Source organism: Sinorhizobium arboris LMG 14919 (assembly GCF_000427465.1).
GTDB lineage: Bacteria > Pseudomonadota > Alphaproteobacteria > Rhizobiales > Rhizobiaceae > Sinorhizobium > Sinorhizobium arboris.
In genome coordinates this window covers 3594760-3609728 of sequence record NZ_ATYB01000014.1, presented here as the reverse complement: position 1 = coordinate 3609728, position 14969 = coordinate 3594760, and the positions used below count along the sequence as shown (strand labels likewise).

Genomic DNA, 14969 nt, shown 5'->3' with positions numbered 1-14969 from the left:
ACGTTCACTGAGACCGCCGATGCAGACGGATATGGATCACGTAGACAAAATCCTGGCGCAGTGGCGCCGAGAGCGGCCGGAGCTCGATGCGACGGCCATGGGCCTGCTCGGTCGCCTCTCGCGGCTTCGGGCTCATCTCGCTCGTGAGATCGACAGCACCCTTGCCGATCACGGCCTGAACTCGGCGAGCTTCGACGTGCTCGCGACGCTGCGGCGCTCCGGACCGCCTTTCCGGCTCTCGCCCGGCGCGTTGCTGTCGACGACGATGGTCACCTCCGGCACGATGACAAACCGCATCGACCAGCTCGAGAAAGCCGGGCTCGTCGAACGCCTGGACAATCCGGAAGACCGGCGCGGCGTCCTCATCGCTCTGACGCAGGAGGGTCTCGAGCGCGTGGACGCGGCGGTCACTGCCCATGTCGCCAACCAGCAGCGCCTCGTTGCCGGCCTCGAACCCGATGAACGGGCAGCTCTGGACGCGCTGCTCAGGAAGTTCCTCTCGGTCTTCGAATAGGCCGCCGGTCAGATCCGGCTCACCAGAGCCCTCACACGCTCGATATGGCGCTTCCGCTTTGCCTCCGTCACCCGATCCATGTCGTGCAGAGTGACCATGCGGAAGTCGAGCCCCTTGCCGCAGAAGGCGGCGATGCCTCGCTTCAGCAGCCGGCGCACCGGATTTCCCATGTAAAGATGCACGACCCACCAGGGAGAACCGGTACTGGTCAGCGCCCAGAACAGCCGGATGTTGCCGAGTCGGGGAACGATACGGCCGCCTGCCGCATCATGGTCGAAAGCGACCCCGGGCGCGAAGACACGATCGAAGAAGCCTTTGAGGATCGCCGGAAAATTGAACCACCATTGCGGAAAGACGAGCACGAGTCCGTCCGCAGCGTTCAGCCGCTCGATCCAGCGGGAGACCCCGGAGGCGTCGTAGCTTTCATCGAAATAGCTGCCCCGCTCGGCCACGGTCAGCCGCGGATCGAAGTCTTCGCGATAAAGGTCGAGCAGATCGACCGTATGGCCTGTGCTCTCCAGCGTCTCCGCGGCGACGCGGGCGACACTCGCAGCGAAGCTTTCCTCGAGCGGATGGGCGAGCACCACCAGGATGTGCATCAGAAGAGGCTGCCCTGCTTGGCCGGCTCGCCCGGCCGCGCCGTCCGCTTCTTCGGCGTTTTGGGCGGGGCGCCGTCCTCTCCTGCGACCGCCGCGACGCGGCCATCAGCGAACTCCAGCGAAAGCGCCATACCGGGATGCACGGCAGCCGCCTGTTTCACCGGCTCGCCCGCGGCATCGCGCACCAGCGCGAAGCCGCGCTGCAGCACGCTGTGATAGGAGAGCGACTGCAGCACGCGGTCCTGCGCTGCGAGCGCGCTTTTCATCCTGCGCAGATCGGCGGCGATCGCCGCATCCCCGCGCCTGCCCAGGCCGGAGACGCGATCCGATGCGCGATGAATCTGCCCAATCAGCCGTGACGGCAGAACGCGGAGCGAGGCGTCGGCAGACGAAATGCGCGCGGCGCCGCGATGAACCTGGCGTTCGACGATGCGCTCTGCGCGGTTGACCGCATCGACGACGCGCTGACGGCGATCGACGATCCTTGCGGTCAGGAGCTCCGGCCGAAGATGGGCCGCATTGCGTTCGAAGCTTCGCCGCTTGTTGGCGGTGTTCATCTGCAGGCCGCGACCGAGTCCGCCGGCCGCCTCGTCGAAGCGGCGCCGCGGCAAGGCGAGCAATTGGTCGAGCGAGGGCAGCGCCCGTGCAAGCGAGCGCAGCGTCTGGCGGCGGTTGTCCATCTGCCGCGCCGCGGCGCCCTTGAGCCTGGCTGCCAGACTGGCAAGCTGGGCCTCGAGATCGGCCTTCACCGGCACCGCCATTTCGGCCGCACCCGTCGGCGTCGGCGCCCGCTGGTCGGCCGCATGGTCGATCAGCGTCCAGTCCGTCTCGTGGCCGACGGCCGAGATCAAGGGGATCACGGAAGCCGCCGCGGCGCGCACCATCGCCTCGTCGTTGAAGCACCAGAGATCCTCGAGGCTGCCGCCCCCGCGCGCGACGATCAGCACGTCGGGCCGAGGAATGGGGCCGCCCGGCTGCAGGGCGTTGAAACCCTCGATCGCTGCCACGATCTCCTCGCAGGCGCCGTCGCCCTGCACGCGCACCGGCCAGACGATGACATGGACCGGGAAACGGTCGGCGATGCGGTGCAGGATGTCGCGGATCACAGCTCCGGTCGGCGAGGTCACGACGCCGATGACCTTCGGCATGAAAGGCAGCGGCCGCTTGCGGCCCGCATCGAAAAGCCCCTCCGCCGCAAGCTTGCGCTTGCGTTCCTCGATAAGCGCCATCAGCGCCCCGGCTCCGGCCGGCTCCAGCGAGTCGATGACGATCTGGTACTTGGACGAGCCGGGAAAAGTCGTGACCCTGCCGGTCGCGATGACCTCCATCCCCTCCTCCGGCCGGAACTTCAGGCGCGCGAAGGTGGTCTTCCAGACGACCGCATCGATACGGGCGCGATCGTCCTTCAAGGCGAAATAGGCGTGTCCCGAGGAATGCGGACCGCGGTAGCCGGAAATCTCGCCCCGCACGCGGACATGATCGAAGGCCTGCTCGACCGTGCGCTTGATCGAGCCGGACAGTTCCGACACCGAATATTCGGCGACGTTGGACGGAGATGCGGAATCAAAGAACGAATTCATGTGCCACTTGTAACCGACAGCGCAGCGAAGATCAGCAGCAAGACGCTGCCTTCCGCCGTTTTTCTTCGAAGCCTCGCACCTCCGGGCGGCAATCTACTGAACGTCGCGTCCGCCCTGCCCGAAGAAGCGCCGGGTCGCGTCGTCGGCCGGAAAGAAGGATTCGATCAGGACACCCTCCACCAGCGCGTCCTGTGTCGAGCCGAAGGTCGAGAGAGTCGTGATGAAGCTGAGCGCCGCGTCGCCGAGGCGCAGTTCGATGGGCAGCACCGGCAAGCGGTCTGTCGCCGGGAAGTTCTCGATCGCCATAGCCACCGCCGGGTCGGCAACCAGCCTGTCCAACCTCCGCTGCAAGGGGCTGCGCGGCCCCTGCAGCCACGCCTCCATGCGAACCCGCTGCACGAGATCGGCTGCGGCTGCCTCCCAGTTGACCACGAGACTGCGGATGCTTTCTGCGCCGAGAAAGCCGTCGAGGAAGTTCTCCCCCGGCTGGAACGGAATCCCCGTGACCTGGACAAGCGACGCGAAAGCCGGATTGGTCAGCAGCACCGTATATTGGTGGTCGAACACCAGGCCGGGATAGGGGTCGTGCCGGTCGAGCATCAGCCGGATGGCATGGGCGACAGCCGGCGGCATCGCCTCAAGCCCGGTTGCGGGCTTCGTTGCCACCCGCGGCCGATACCCCGCCGCGGTGAAGAGCGTTCCCTGCTCGCGTGCGGGAACGTCGAGGACCGAGGCGAGCCGCAGGATCATTCCCTCAGACGGCTTGGAGCGGCCCGTCTCCAGAAACGAGAGATGGCGCGGCGAAATGCCCGCCGCCATTGCGAGATCGAGCTGGCTCATGCGGCGATGTCCTCGCCATTCCTTCAGACGGCTGCCGAATTCCATGGATACCTTTCCTGTTGCGGGGGCAGCATCGCCCGGACACGGCACAGAATCCATTACCTCACAGGTAATTGGTTTGATGACCGCTCTGATCCAGCATCTGCCCATCGACAACCGATGGAGACAGATATGTTCGACCTTTCCACCCGCTCTCTTCTCAACAAGACGTTTCTCGCCGACGGCATCTTTTCGCTGATCGCCGGCTCGGCTCTGCTCGCGGCAGCGCAGCCGCTGGCGGCGGTCGTCAGTCCCGCCCTGTCGCCTCAGGTGATCATGGCGCTCGGCGCTGGACTCCTCGTCTGGGGCGCCTTCCATCTCGCCGCTGCCAGAAAAGGAGGTCCGAGCGCCCTCGCAACCCGGATCAGCATCGCCGGAGACATCCTGTGGCAGGTCGGAAGCCTCGCCATTCTTGCATCTGCCTATTCGGCGTTGACGATCGCAGGAATAGCGCTGATCGTCGTGGCGATGATCGGCGTCGCCGACTTCCTCTTCTTCAAGATGCGGGGCGCGTCTCAGGCGCGGCTGCTCCAGGCCGCATGAATTGGTCGGCCCGGCGCAATGCGCGCCGGGCCCATCCCTTAGCCGGCTTCAGACAGGTTCCCAACCGTCTTTTTCGCTGGCGCGATAGATTGCGTCGATGAACATCTGGTTCAGGCGCGAGTTTTCCAGCGTCACCACTTCCTCCGCCTTGTCTTCCGCGGCACGTGCGAAGGCCTCGGCCTCGAGCTTGTACTGACGAGCATCCTGGAAGCGGAAGAGCTGCGACTGGCCGTGATTCTGGTTGGTCAATTCCACCTCTTCCCGGCCGTAGCGATCGGCATTGAAGGGCGACTTCACTTCGATGTAGCCCTTGTCGCCGTGGAAGACCATGACCTGGCGGGCGGCGAGCTGTGTCGAGATATAGAAGCTCAGTTCGAAGTCGCCGAAATCGGCACGAACGCTCGAATAGATATCCGTGCCGAACTCCGCGTCGCGCTCGGTATTGGCCTGCACGCGCAGCGGTTCCTTGCCGGTCGAAAACCGGGTCGTGATTGCCGGATAGACGCCGATATCCGGCAGACCGCCGCCGCCGAGCGACGGGACGTTGCGCATGTTGCCGGGATCGCGGTTGTAATAGGTGAAGGCGCCCTGGACATGCCTGAGGCGCCCGATGGCACCTTCCGCGATGAGCGAGCGCACCTTCCGCCAGACGGGGCTGTAGGTCACCATGTAGGCCTCCGAGATCAGCACCTTGTTGCGCTCGCGCGCCGCGATCACCGCATCGATCTCTTCGGCCTTCAGCGCCAGCGGCTTTTCGCAAAGTACATGCTTGCCGGCATCCGCCGCCTTGATCGCCCATTCCACATGTTGCGACGTCGGCAGCGGGATATAGACGGCGTCGATCGTGTCGGAAGCGAGCATCTCCTCATAGGAGCCGAAAGCATGCGGCACGGAGAAACGATCGGCCATGGCCCTCGCCTTGGCGGGATCGCGACTCGCGATCGCCGTGACGACGCAGTTCTCGGCGTCCTGGATGGCGGGCACGACGAGCTCGCGGCCGATCTTGGCCGTCGACAAAATTCCGAAACGCAGCATGAGGCAGACTCCTTTTCGTGCGCGGCGCTAAGGACGCGCGAAATTCCCCCGGGGGTAGCCCCAAGACTATCCCCGAGGTACGTACCTAGCAAGCCGCCGGCAGGTCAGAAAAACCACGAATGCAGGTGTCCATCGACGGCAAGCTGGCCTATGTTTTTGCCGCAATCCTCCCGATCGCAGCCCGTCCTCATCCAACCACATGGAGCGAAACCATGGAAATGCGCAGACTTGGCCGTACCGGTCTTTCGATCGCCCCGCTCGTCTTCGGCGGCAACGTCTTTGGCTGGACGGCGGATGAGAAAACATCCTTCACGCTTCTCGACGCCTTCTTCGATGCGGGTTTCAATGCCGTCGACACCGCCGATGTCTATTCCTCCTGGGCGCCGGGAAACAGGGGCGGCGAATCGGAAACGATCATCGGCAAATGGCTGAAGCAGTCCGGACGCTCGCGCGACAACGCCGTCATCGTCACCAAGGTCGGATCGGAACTCGGACCGGACCGCAAGGGCCTCTCGCGGCGCTGGATCATGCAGGCAGTCGAGGATTCGCTGAGACGTCTGCAGACTGACTATATCGACCTCTATCTCTCACACTGGCCGGATCCGGACACACCCTACGAGGAGACGCTTGCCGCATACGACACGCTTCTTTCCCAGGGAAAGGTGCGGGCGATCGGCGCGTCGAACCTCGATGCGCAGCAGATGCGCGATGCTCTCGACGTCGCGGCGGCGAAGGGTCTGCCCCGCTACGACGTGCTGCAGCCCGAATACAATCTCTACGACCGCGCTTCCTATGACGGTCCGCTGCGCAATCTCTGCCTCGCCGAGGAAATCGGCGTCATCACCTATTTCAGCCTTGCGAGAGGCTTTCTTTCCGGCAAGTACCGCTCGCACAAGGATCTGGAGGGCTCAGCTCGCGGCGGCGGCGTCGAAAAATATCTCGATGGACGCGGCATGCGGATCCTCGGCGTCTTGGATGAAATCGCCGAGGAGACCGGCGCGAAACAGGCAGAGATCGCGCTCGCCTGGATCATCGCCCGCGACGGCGTCACCGCGCCGATCGCCAGCGCCACCAACATTGACCAGCTGGCAAGCCTGGTGAGATCGGCGGAAATGGACTTGCCGGAAGAGGCTATAAGGCGGCTGAACGAAGTGAGCGAATAGAGAGGTTATCCGCGTCCGAAAGACCCGTCCCCGGTCGCAAGCTTAGGAAAACCTGGGTAAAGATGCGCATGGCTGCCTTCGTGGTTGGCCATGCCGGGTCTGGTCAGCAGCCCGCGCGGCTCGGCATAACTGCTGATCCTGCGGCGTGGCCTCTCGTGCCACTGGATGTTGAAAGCCCAAAGCTTGGGAAAGAAGCAGAGCGAAGCGTAGGGAAGGTGGTCGTGAATCCACCAGGCCAGACTCTGCCAGCCGCCTTCGTGGTGCTCCCGGTCCCAGACCCAGGGAATGGCGACGCAGGCGGTCGCCCCCATGCAGCCCTCCGCGTCGCGCATGTCCCAGATATGGTCGGCGGCCGTTGCCGCATTGGTCGAACAGTTGAGCCTATTGGCGTTGCCGAAGGCATTGACGGCCCGGTTTCGGTAGGCAGAGCGGATGTGCAGCCGGCCAAAGGTCGCCTCGAGCGGTTCCAGGAGCTCCTCGCAGAGTTTCCGGCCGGCCTCGATCGCCAGTTCCGGATCGTCGGGGATATTCGGGATCCGGTAGAACTCCGCGATCTCGGAGTGAAGAAAATCGCGCAGGAAAAAGTTCTTCGACAGGCGCACGCGCCCGAGGTCTTCCAGCGATTTCATCGAGCCTGGTTTCTTCATGCTTCCCCCCTTTCAGCTCCTGCGCTCGCGTCCCGCGTTCACGCCCTCGCCACCGAAGCGCCGCCATCGGCCAGGAGCGCAGCGCCGGTCACGAAGCTAGCACCGTCGGAGGCGAGATAAAGCGCCGCTTCGGCGATTTCCTCAGGTCGCGCGATGCGCTTCAATGCGTGCAGCCCTTCCACGAAACCGCGCGTCTCGGGCGCGGCGCCCGGGAGATTCGCGAAATTGGCGGGCGTGTCGGTGCCGCCGGGCAGCAGCGCGTTCACGCGAATTGCGCGCGTGCCCAGCTCGACCGCCAGCGCCTGCACCAGGCCGATCAGCCCCGCCTTGCTGGCCGCATAGGCGGCCACCCCGGCAAAACCGGCCGTGTGACCGACGAAACTCGAGGTGAAGGTGAGCGAGCCCCCGCCCCGCGCCGCGATTGCCGGAACTTGATGTTTCGCCGCCAGGAAGGCGCTCATCAGATTGGTATCGAGCGTCTCGCGCCAGCCCTCGACGGTGAGAGACGAAATCTCTCCCATCGCGCCGAGCGCCCCGGCATTGTTGAAGGCGGTATCCAGGCCGCCGAAGCGGCGCACCGCCAATTCGACCAGCGCCTCATGCAGGGCTTCGTCCCGCACGTCTCCGGTAAGCGCTGCCGCCTCGCCGCCCTCCCCGGCGATCTCGTCGGCAAGCTCCGCAAGCGCATGCTCGTTTCGGGCGGTGACGACGACCTTCGCCCCCTCGCGTGCAAAGAGCAACGCGGCGGCGCGGCCGATGCCGGAGCTTGCGCCGGTAACGATCGCGATTTTACCTTCCAGTCTCAACATGGTTCTTCTCCGTCTGATCTCGCTGACGGGGGACCATTGCCGATGCGTTACGCCGCAACCACCCGATTTCCGCCTGGGCGCACCGGACCCATTTGCGCCTGCTGCGTAATTACCCCGCGCCTCACGCGCTTTTTGCAGTCGCGAGGAACAAATCTTTGCCCTTTGCTGTTGATTGCGGGTCGAAGGCAACACCAAGCAGACGAGGAAGGAAACGGAAATGGCCAAAGAAAAGACGCTGGACGACCTCTTCCATGATACGCTCAAGGACATCTATTATGCCGAGCGGAAAATCCTGAAGGCTTTGCCGAAGATGGCACGCGCCGCCCAGGCGCCTGAGCTCAAGGCCGCGTTCGAGAAGCACAAGGAACAGACCGAAACCCACGTGGATCGGCTGCAGCAGGTATTCGACATGATCGGCAAGCGCGCGCAGGGCAAGACCTGCGAGGCGATAGAGGGCATCGTCGCCGAGGGCGAGGAGATCATGGACGAGTTCAAGGGCACGCCCGCTCTCGATGCCGGGCTCATTTCTGCCGCTCAAGCGGTCGAGCATTATGAAATCTCGCGCTACGGCACCCTCAAGACCTGGGCCAAGACCATCGGGCTCAAGGATGCAGTGTCGCTGCTCGACGCGACTTTGAAGGAAGAGATCATCACCGACGAGGACCTGACGAAACTCGCGACGGCACAAGCGAACAAGAAGGCCGCTTAAGCCTTTCACGACGGCCGGTGCTCCCCGCCCGGCCGTCAGCCGCTGTGCCGGAAGAAATCGATGAAGGCCCGCAGCGCCGGGCGCATCAAGCGACGGGTGGGATAGTAGAGATAGGGGCCGGCATAGGGGGCGCACCACTCCTCGAGCACCCGGACCAACTTGCCCTCAGCGACATATCCGCCGACGCGCGGCTCGAAGACATAGGCGAGCCCCGCACCGCCCACCGAGGCTTCGACGATCGGCCGGTCCTCGCCGAGAATCAGCGGTCCGTTGACCGAAACGGTCAATTCCTCCCCGTCTTTCTCGAATTCCCAGCGGTATATGGTGCCGTTGGAGAAGCGCCGGCGGATGCAGCGATGGCCCGCCAGATCGTGCGGGTGCCTCGGCCGCGGGAAGCGCTCGAAATAGGACGGTGCGGCGACGACCGCGCTTTTCAGCTCCGGCCCGACCTTCACCGCGATCATATCGGCTTCCAGGCTTTCGCCGAGCCTTATTCCGGCGTCGTACCCCTCCTCGACTATGTTGGTGAAGCCGTCCTCATTGGCGATCTCCAGGACGATGTCCGGATAGCGCCCGAGGAAGTCGCCAAGGCGCGGCGCGAGAATGAGGTCGGCGGCAAAGCGAGGGGCGGTGATGCGCAGCTTCCCGGCCGGACGGTCGCGCGCCTCCGCCGCCCTCTGCAGCGCATCTGCAATGTCGTCGAGCGCCGGCCGCAGCCGCTCCAGCAGGCGCCTGCCTTCCTCCGTCGCAGAGACGCTGCGCGTCGTGCGCGCGAGCAAGCGAACGCCGAGGCTCGCTTCCAGACTGCCCACGGCGTGGCTGACGGCCGATGGCGCGATACCGAGTTCCTTCGCCGCGCCGCGAAAGCTGCCATTGGCAGCGACGGCGGAAAGGACGGCCAGTTGGGAGAGCTGAGTGCGGTTCATTGATCGAAATAATAGAACAGCCCGTGAGAATTGACAGAGATTTTCAACCGGCGGTGCGGCGCCTATCTTCGCCTTGTCGTCGGCCCGGCGCCGAGAGCCTCGGCCCCGCGCTTCTCCATCTTCTTCGCGAACGCCGTATGCCACCCGCAAGCCGCGCGTTCAGCCCGAAAGGAAATCCGATGAAAACCCGCAAGCTCGGCAATGAACTCACCGTTTCGGCCGTCGGTCTCGGCTGCATGGGCATGAGCTTCGCCTATGGCGAGGCCGACGAGCGGCAGTCTGTCCGCACGCTCCACCGCGCCATCGAACTCGGCGTCAACTTCTTCGACACGGCGGAAGTCTATGGGCCTTATGAAAACGAAAAACTGCTCGGCAAGGCGCTGAAGGACCGGCGAGACCAAGTGGTTATCGCCACCAAGTTCGGCTTCCGCATCGAGCCGGGCAAGCCTGCCGCCGAGGCGATCAGAGGCGTCGACGGCCGGCCGGAAAATGCGAGAGCCGTCGCCGAGGCCTCGCTGAAGCGATTAGGCACTGACGTCATCGACCTCTACTACCAGCACCGCGTCGATCCCTCCGTACCGATCGAGGATACCGTCGGCGCCATGGCGGAACTGGTGAAGGAGGGCAAGGTGCGGGCACTCGGGCTTTCCGAGGCAAGCGCCTCCACCATCCGCCGCGCCCATGCCGTACACCCGATCACCGCGATACAGAGCGAGTACTCGCTCTGGTCCCGCGATCCGGAACAGGAGGTACTCGCCACCTGCCGCGAACTCGGCATCGGCTTCGTTCCCTACAGCCCGCTCGGGCGCGGCATGCTGACGGGCACCATCCGCAAGGTCGAAGACCTCGCTGCGGACGATTTTCGCCGGTCGCTGCCGCGCTTCCAGGAGGAGAACTTCGAGGCCAATGCCGCGCTGGTCGCCACCCTGGAAAGGCTCGCCGCCATGAGAGGCATCACAGCCGCCCAGCTTGCGCTCGCCTGGGTCGTCAACCAGGGCGAGGACATCGTTCCGATTCCCGGCGCGCGCAGGATCGAGCACCTGGAGCAGAACGTCGCGGCCGCAGGCATCGTCCTTACCGACAGCGAACGCGGTGAACTTGGCGAAGCGCTCTCTCCGGCGCTCGTCGCCGGCAAGCGCTATACCGATGCGTCGCTGGCGCTGACGAACCGGTAAACGCCGGCTCTCGATCACTTCAGGAAAAGTGCGCAGCGGCTTCCGCTGCAGGGGCATCGCAATTCCGTTGCGATGCCCTAGCTATGAGGGTGTCCGCCTGCATCGGGACTGGAACGGCCTGGCGGCGGATAGTCACCACAGGCGTCTGCCGTTCCGGAAAAGGAGGGATCGTCCATGTCCGAAGAGCAGGCCATCAGCGCGGTTGTCCATCTCTATGTCGACGGTATGGCCTTCGCCAATGAGGGAGCGTTGCGCAAGGCTTTCCATCCGGGCGCGTCGATCGTCGGCAACTCAGGCGAAGCCGTCGAGTGGCTGACGCGCGACGCCTTCATCGCCGCAATCGTGAAGGAAGGCGCGGCGCCGCCGGACGCGCAGCCGCTCATGGAAGTGGAGATGATCCACATCACCGGCGACGTCGCCAGCGTGAAGGTGATCGATGAGTTCGCCGGCGCGCGCTATTCGGACTATCTGTCGCTGTTGAAGGTCGATGGACGGTGGCTGATCGTCAATAAGGTCTGGCACCGGCATGGCTAGACGAAGCGCCGTTCGCATCGCCCCTCATCCGGCCCGCAAGTCACCTTCTCCCCGCAAGCGGGGTGAAGGTGACTTGCGGCAGCCTCGCATTCGTTCCCTCGCCCCTGAGGCGGGAGAGGGCTCGTCCTCGGGGTTAGACCCAAGGAGAGGGGCAATCACACGGGAACCCCTCGCATAGACCTATCATCAGGCGCGCAGCACGCCGCCCGTGCTCTTCGCAACATTGGCGACGATCCGGGCGGTCAGCGCCTCGAAATCCTCGTCCGTCAGCGTGCGCTCGACGGGCTGGATCGTTACTTCGATCGCCACCGATTTCCTGCCCTCGCCGAGGGATGCGCCTTCGAAGACGTCGAAGACGTTGACGGCCGTCACCAGTTTCCGATCGGCGCCCGAGGCGGCCCTGACGATCGCGGCGGCCTCTACCGCCTTGTCGACGACGAAGGCGAAGTCGCGTTTGACCGCCTGGAAGGGCGAAAGCTCCAGCGCCGGCTTAGTGCGCGTCGCCTTCCTCTTCGGCTCCGGCATCGCATCGATGTAGATCTCAAAACCTGAAAGCGGTCCTGAGACATCGAGCGCGTCGAGGGTCTTCGGGTGGAACTCACCGAAAGCACCGAGGACGATCTTCGGGCCGAGCCTGATCGTCGCCGAACGGCCGGGATGATACCAGGCCGGGCCGCCGGCCTCGAACTGGACGTTGGCCATCGGCACGCCGCAGGCCTCGAGCACCGCGACCGCATCCGCCTTCGCGTCGAAGACATCGACCGGCTTGCCGCCGCCCTTTGCGGCATTCGACCACAGCCGGCCGGCGCCGTTGAGCGACGCAGTGCCGCGGCGCACGCCGCCAGCGACACGCCGCTGCGCCTCGGGCGTGTCGCCTTCATAGGTGCCCGAGACCTCGAAAATGGCGACATCGCCGTAGCCCTTGTCGGCATTGCGCTGTGCCGCGGCCAGAAGTCCCGGCAGAAGCGACGGGCGCATGTCGGACATGTCCGCGGCGATCGGGTTGGCGAGTTTGAGTTCCGGCCGGCCGCCCCCGAAGAGCTTGGCATGCCCTTCCGGGATGAAGGACCAGGTGACGGTTTCGAGCATGCCGCGACTTGCCAGCGCGCGCCTCGCCTGGCGCGTGCGGGTCTGCAGCACCGTCAGGATCTTGCCGTTGACGGCGTTATGGCTCGGAAGCGGAGCCGCCTGGATATTGTCGACGCCATGGATGCGCATGACCTCCTCCACCAGGTCCGCCTTGCCGTCGATGTCCGGCCGCCAGGAGGGAACGGCTACCGTCAGGCGTTCGCCGGAGCCTTCCACGCCGAAGCCGAGCTTCTTGAGGATGGAGACGCTTTCCTCGGAGGAGACCTCGAGCCCGGTAAGGCGCTTGACCTCCGAGACCGGGAAGTCGACGAGCTTGGACTCGTGGCCGTCATAACCGACGACGTCCATCTTCGCCGCGGTGCCGCCGCAAAGCTCAAGCACCAACTCGGTCGCCCGCTCGAGGCCCGGCACCATGTATTCCGGATCGACGCCGCGCTCGAAGCGGTAGCGCGCGTCGGTAATAATGCCGAGCGTGCGGCCGGTCTTGGCGATGTTCATCGGATCCCAGAGCGCCGATTCGATCAGCACGTCGGTCGTTGCCTCGTCGCAGCCGGAATGCTCGCCGCCCATGATGCCACCGATCGATTCGACACCTTCTTCGTCGGCGATCACCACATTTGCCGGCGTGAGCGTGTATTCGCGCGTGTCGAGCGCCAGCACCTTCTCGCCCTCTTCTGCCCGGCGCACCGTCAGGCTGCCCGCAACCTTCGCCGCGTCGAAGACGTGCAGCGGGCGGCCCTGATCGAAAGTCATGTAATTGGTGATGTCGACCAGCGCGTTGATCGGCCGAAGGCCGATGGCCGTCAGCCGTTGGCGCATCCATGCGGGGCTCGGGCCGTTCCTCACGCCGCGCACGAGGCGAAGCGCGAAGCCGGGGCAGAGATGGCTGTCTTCGCCGAGATCGAGCCGGACCTTTACCGGCGTCTCGCCTTCCACGGCGAAGGACGGTGCCGGCCGCGTCTTCAGGGTGCCGAGCCCGGAGGCCGCAAGATCGCGGGCGATACCGTGGACGCTGGTGCAATCCGGCCGGTTCGGCGTCAGGTTGATCTCGATGATCGGATCGTCGAGACCGGCATAGTCCGCATAGCTGGCGCCTACGGGCGCATCCTCGGGCAGATCGATGATGCCGGTGTGATCGTCGGAGATCTCCAGCTCCTTTTCCGAGCACATCATGCCGCGGCTCTCGACGCCGCGGATGCTGCCGACGGAGAGCGTCACGCCGATGCCGGGCACGTAGGTGCCGGGCGCGGCAAAGGCGCCGACGAGGCCCTTGCGCGCATTCGGCGCGCCGCAAACGACCTGCACCGGCTCGCCGGAGCCGGTATCGACCATCAGCACTCTGAGCTTGTCGGCATTCGGGTGCTGCTCGGCGGAGATCACCTTGGCGATGACGAAGGGCTTGAAGGCTGCCTTGTCGTCGACATCCTCCACTTCCAGCCCGATCATCGTCAGGCGGGCGCAGATTTCCTCGAGCGAGGCGTCGGTTTCCAGATGGTCCTTCAGCCAGGAAAGCGTGAACTTCATGATGTCACCTGTGTCCTTGATTTTCTGCGCCGGTCACGCCGAGAGGCCGCCGAAGAGCGTCGGCATGTCGAGCGGGCGGAAGCCGTAATGGGTCATCCAGCGAACATCGGCATTGAAGAAGTCGCGCAGGTCCGGCATGCCGTATTTCAGCATGGCGATGCGATCGAGGCCCATGCCCCAGGCGAAGCCCTGATATTCGTCCGGATCGAGGCCGCCGGCCCTGAGCACATTCGGATGCACCATGCCGCAGCCGAGAATTTCCATCCAGTCCTTCCCCTCGCCGAACTTGACGATCGGGCCGGAACGGTCGCACTGGATGTCGACCTCGAAAGAGGGTTCCGTGAAGGGGAAGAAGGATGGGCGGAAGCGCATCGTCACCTGATCCACCTCGAAGAAGGCCTTGCAGAACTCCTCGAGCACCCAGCGCATATTGGCGACATTCGCAGTCCTGTCGATGACGAGGCCTTCGACCTGATGGAACATCGGCGAGTGAGTCGCGTCGGAATCCTGGCGATAGGTCTTGCCGGGAATGATAATGCGGATCGGCGGCTGCTCGGCCTCCATCGTGCGGATCTGCACCGGCGAGGTGTGCGTGCGCAGCACCTTGCGCTCACCCTTCTCATCGGGCTCGAAGAAGAAGGTGTCGTGCATTTCGCGGGCCGGATGGCCTTCGGGGAAGTTCAGTGCCGTGAAGTTGTAGTAGTCCGTCTCGATGTCCGGTCCTTCGGCAATCGAGAACCCCATGTCGCCGAAGATCGCAGTGATCTCGTCGACGATCTGGCTGATCGGATGGATGCGGCCCCGCTCGGCCGGCGAGGACCGGACGGGCAGGCTGATGTCCACCGTCTCGCGCGCCAGCCTTTCCGCGATCGCCGCGTCCTTGAGTGCCGTCTTGCGGGCGGAGATTGCCTCAGTCACCGTGTTCTTCAGCGCATTGATGCGTGCGCCGCGGGTCTGGCGCTCCTCGGGGCTCATCGAACCGAGCGTTTTCAGGAGCTCCGAGATCGATCCCTTCTTGCCGAGCGCGCCGACGCGCACCGCCTCGATCGCGCCTTCGTCGGCGGCGGCGTCGATGTCCGCCAGCAAGGTCCGTTCCAATGTTTCCAGTTCGCTCATTCTGTCCTGCCTCGATGCGGTTCGGTATATCGATTCGACGCTTCAGCGATACGATCGCGCGGAGAGCCGAACAAGAAAAACCCGCGCCAGCCCTGCCAGCGCGGGTTTCCCAACAATTTCAGAAACG

Annotated in this window: 15 protein-coding genes; 6 read left to right on the top strand and 9 right to left on the bottom strand. The window is 64.7% G+C overall.

Annotation, left to right across the window (positions count from 1 at the left end; translation table 11 throughout):
• The first annotated feature begins 19 nt into the window (after positions 1-19).
• Positions 20-514: a MarR family winged helix-turn-helix transcriptional regulator gene (locus SINAR_RS0128570; protein ID WP_028002259.1), complete on the top strand. Its 495-nt coding sequence runs from the start codon at positions 20-22 to the stop codon at positions 512-514.
• Positions 515-522: 8 nt separating this feature from the next.
• Here the strand turns inward: SINAR_RS0128570 and SINAR_RS0128565 are convergent, their stop codons facing one another.
• The 3 genes from SINAR_RS0128565 to SINAR_RS0128555 all read right to left on the bottom strand — a co-directional run bounded on the left by SINAR_RS0128565 (position 523) and on the right by SINAR_RS0128555 (position 3578).
• Positions 523-1113, bottom strand: coding sequence for an NAD(P)H-dependent oxidoreductase (locus tag SINAR_RS0128565; RefSeq protein WP_028002258.1), 591 nt, complete (start codon positions 1111-1113; stop codon positions 523-525).
• Complete coding sequence (gene xseA, locus SINAR_RS0128560) at positions 1113-2693, bottom strand: exodeoxyribonuclease VII large subunit (protein ID WP_028002257.1); 1581 nt, start codon at positions 2691-2693, stop codon at positions 1113-1115. Before xseA ends, SINAR_RS0128565 begins: the two co-directional genes overlap by 1 nt.
• A 93-nt stretch (positions 2694-2786) precedes the next feature.
• Positions 2787-3578 (bottom strand): helix-turn-helix domain-containing protein, encoded by a 792-nt coding sequence (locus tag SINAR_RS0128555; protein ID WP_028002256.1) that lies wholly within the window; start codon positions 3576-3578, stop codon positions 2787-2789.
• A 126-nt stretch (positions 3579-3704) separates the two neighbouring features.
• On the opposite strand from SINAR_RS0128555, the gene SINAR_RS0128550 reads away from it, so the two are divergent.
• Positions 3705-4115 carry a hypothetical protein gene (locus tag SINAR_RS0128550; RefSeq protein WP_028002255.1) on the top strand — a complete coding sequence of 137 codons (411 nt, stop codon included), beginning with the start codon at positions 3705-3707 and terminating at the stop codon, positions 4113-4115.
• A 48-nt stretch (positions 4116-4163) separates the two neighbouring features.
• Here the strand turns inward: SINAR_RS0128550 and SINAR_RS0128545 are convergent, their stop codons facing one another.
• Positions 4164-5150 (bottom strand): Gfo/Idh/MocA family protein, encoded by a 987-nt coding sequence (locus SINAR_RS0128545; RefSeq protein WP_028002254.1) that lies wholly within the window; start codon positions 5148-5150, stop codon positions 4164-4166.
• Positions 5151-5362: 212 nt separating this feature from the next.
• Here SINAR_RS0128545 and SINAR_RS0128540 point away from each other — a divergent pair, with 212 nt between their 5' ends.
• The gene (locus tag SINAR_RS0128540; RefSeq protein WP_028002253.1) at positions 5363-6313 is read left to right on the top strand and encodes an aldo/keto reductase; all 951 of its coding nucleotides are present in this window, start codon (positions 5363-5365) and stop codon (positions 6311-6313) included.
• 5 nt (positions 6314-6318) lie between these two features.
• On the opposite strand, the gene SINAR_RS0128535 is transcribed toward SINAR_RS0128540, so the two are convergent.
• Both SINAR_RS0128535 and SINAR_RS0128530 read right to left on the bottom strand, forming a co-directional pair.
• Positions 6319-6960, bottom strand: a complete 642-nt coding sequence (locus tag SINAR_RS0128535; RefSeq protein WP_028002252.1) for a hypothetical protein — start codon at positions 6958-6960, stop codon at positions 6319-6321.
• A gap of 38 nt (positions 6961-6998) precedes the next feature.
• Positions 6999-7769 carry an SDR family oxidoreductase gene (locus SINAR_RS0128530; RefSeq protein ID WP_028002251.1) on the bottom strand — a complete coding sequence of 257 codons (771 nt, stop codon included), beginning with the start codon at positions 7767-7769 and terminating at the stop codon, positions 6999-7001.
• Between the two features lie 217 nt (positions 7770-7986).
• Between SINAR_RS0128530 and SINAR_RS0128525 the strand changes: the two genes are divergently transcribed.
• Positions 7987-8478 carry a YciE/YciF ferroxidase family protein gene (locus SINAR_RS0128525; RefSeq protein WP_028002250.1) on the top strand — a complete coding sequence of 164 codons (492 nt, stop codon included), beginning with the start codon at positions 7987-7989 and terminating at the stop codon, positions 8476-8478.
• A 35-nt stretch (positions 8479-8513) separates the two neighbouring features.
• Here the strand turns inward: SINAR_RS0128525 and SINAR_RS0128520 are convergent, their stop codons facing one another.
• Positions 8514-9404: a LysR family transcriptional regulator gene (locus SINAR_RS0128520; RefSeq protein WP_028002249.1), complete on the bottom strand. Its 891-nt coding sequence runs from the start codon at positions 9402-9404 to the stop codon at positions 8514-8516.
• A 179-nt stretch (positions 9405-9583) separates the two neighbouring features.
• Between SINAR_RS0128520 and SINAR_RS0128515 the strand changes: the two genes are divergently transcribed.
• Both SINAR_RS0128515 and SINAR_RS0128510 read left to right on the top strand, forming a co-directional pair.
• On the top strand, positions 9584-10579 hold the full coding sequence (locus SINAR_RS0128515) for an aldo/keto reductase (protein ID WP_028002248.1): 996 nt from the start codon (positions 9584-9586) through the stop codon (positions 10577-10579).
• Between the two features lie 174 nt (positions 10580-10753).
• Positions 10754-11113 carry a nuclear transport factor 2 family protein gene (locus tag SINAR_RS0128510; RefSeq protein WP_028002247.1) on the top strand — a complete coding sequence of 120 codons (360 nt, stop codon included), beginning with the start codon at positions 10754-10756 and terminating at the stop codon, positions 11111-11113.
• 186 nt (positions 11114-11299) lie between these two features.
• On the opposite strand, the gene pheT is transcribed toward SINAR_RS0128510, so the two are convergent.
• Positions 11300-13726: a phenylalanine--tRNA ligase subunit beta gene (pheT, locus tag SINAR_RS0128505; protein ID WP_028002246.1), complete on the bottom strand. Its 2427-nt coding sequence runs from the start codon at positions 13724-13726 to the stop codon at positions 11300-11302.
• Between the two features lie 33 nt (positions 13727-13759).
• Entirely contained in the window at positions 13760-14842 is a 1083-nt protein-coding gene (gene pheS / locus SINAR_RS0128500; RefSeq protein ID WP_028002245.1) for a phenylalanine--tRNA ligase subunit alpha, read from the bottom strand.
• Positions 14843-14969 lie beyond the last annotated feature (127 nt).

Bases quoted from the DNA above. Each gene is read 5' to 3' on its own strand.
- SINAR_RS0128570 (WP_028002259.1), top strand. From the start codon at position 20: ATGCAGACGGATATGGATCACGTAGACAAAATCCTGGCGCAGTGGCGC.
- pheS (WP_028002245.1), bottom strand. From the start codon at position 14,842: ATGAGCGAACTGGAAACATTGGAACGGACCTTGCTGGCGGACATCGAC.
- SINAR_RS0128520 (WP_028002249.1), bottom strand. From the start codon at position 9,404: ATGAACCGCACTCAGCTCTCCCAACTGGCCGTCCTTTCCGCCGTCGCT.
- pheT (WP_028002246.1), bottom strand. From the start codon at position 13,726: ATGAAGTTCACGCTTTCCTGGCTGAAGGACCATCTGGAAACCGACGCC.
- SINAR_RS0128535 (WP_028002252.1), bottom strand. From the start codon at position 6,960: ATGAAGAAACCAGGCTCGATGAAATCGCTGGAAGACCTCGGGCGCGTG.
- SINAR_RS0128550 (WP_028002255.1), top strand. From the start codon at position 3,705: ATGTTCGACCTTTCCACCCGCTCTCTTCTCAACAAGACGTTTCTCGCC.
- SINAR_RS0128545 (WP_028002254.1), bottom strand. From the start codon at position 5,150: ATGCTGCGTTTCGGAATTTTGTCGACGGCCAAGATCGGCCGCGAGCTC.
- SINAR_RS0128510 (WP_028002247.1), top strand. From the start codon at position 10,754: ATGTCCGAAGAGCAGGCCATCAGCGCGGTTGTCCATCTCTATGTCGAC.
- SINAR_RS0128565 (WP_028002258.1), bottom strand. From the start codon at position 1,113: ATGCACATCCTGGTGGTGCTCGCCCATCCGCTCGAGGAAAGCTTCGCT.
- xseA (WP_028002257.1), bottom strand. From the start codon at position 2,693: ATGAATTCGTTCTTTGATTCCGCATCTCCGTCCAACGTCGCCGAATAT.
- SINAR_RS0128515 (WP_028002248.1), top strand. From the start codon at position 9,584: ATGAAAACCCGCAAGCTCGGCAATGAACTCACCGTTTCGGCCGTCGGT.
- SINAR_RS0128525 (WP_028002250.1), top strand. From the start codon at position 7,987: ATGGCCAAAGAAAAGACGCTGGACGACCTCTTCCATGATACGCTCAAG.
- SINAR_RS0128530 (WP_028002251.1), bottom strand. From the start codon at position 7,769: ATGTTGAGACTGGAAGGTAAAATCGCGATCGTTACCGGCGCAAGCTCC.
- SINAR_RS0128555 (WP_028002256.1), bottom strand. From the start codon at position 3,578: ATGGAATTCGGCAGCCGTCTGAAGGAATGGCGAGGACATCGCCGCATG.
- SINAR_RS0128540 (WP_028002253.1), top strand. From the start codon at position 5,363: ATGGAAATGCGCAGACTTGGCCGTACCGGTCTTTCGATCGCCCCGCTC.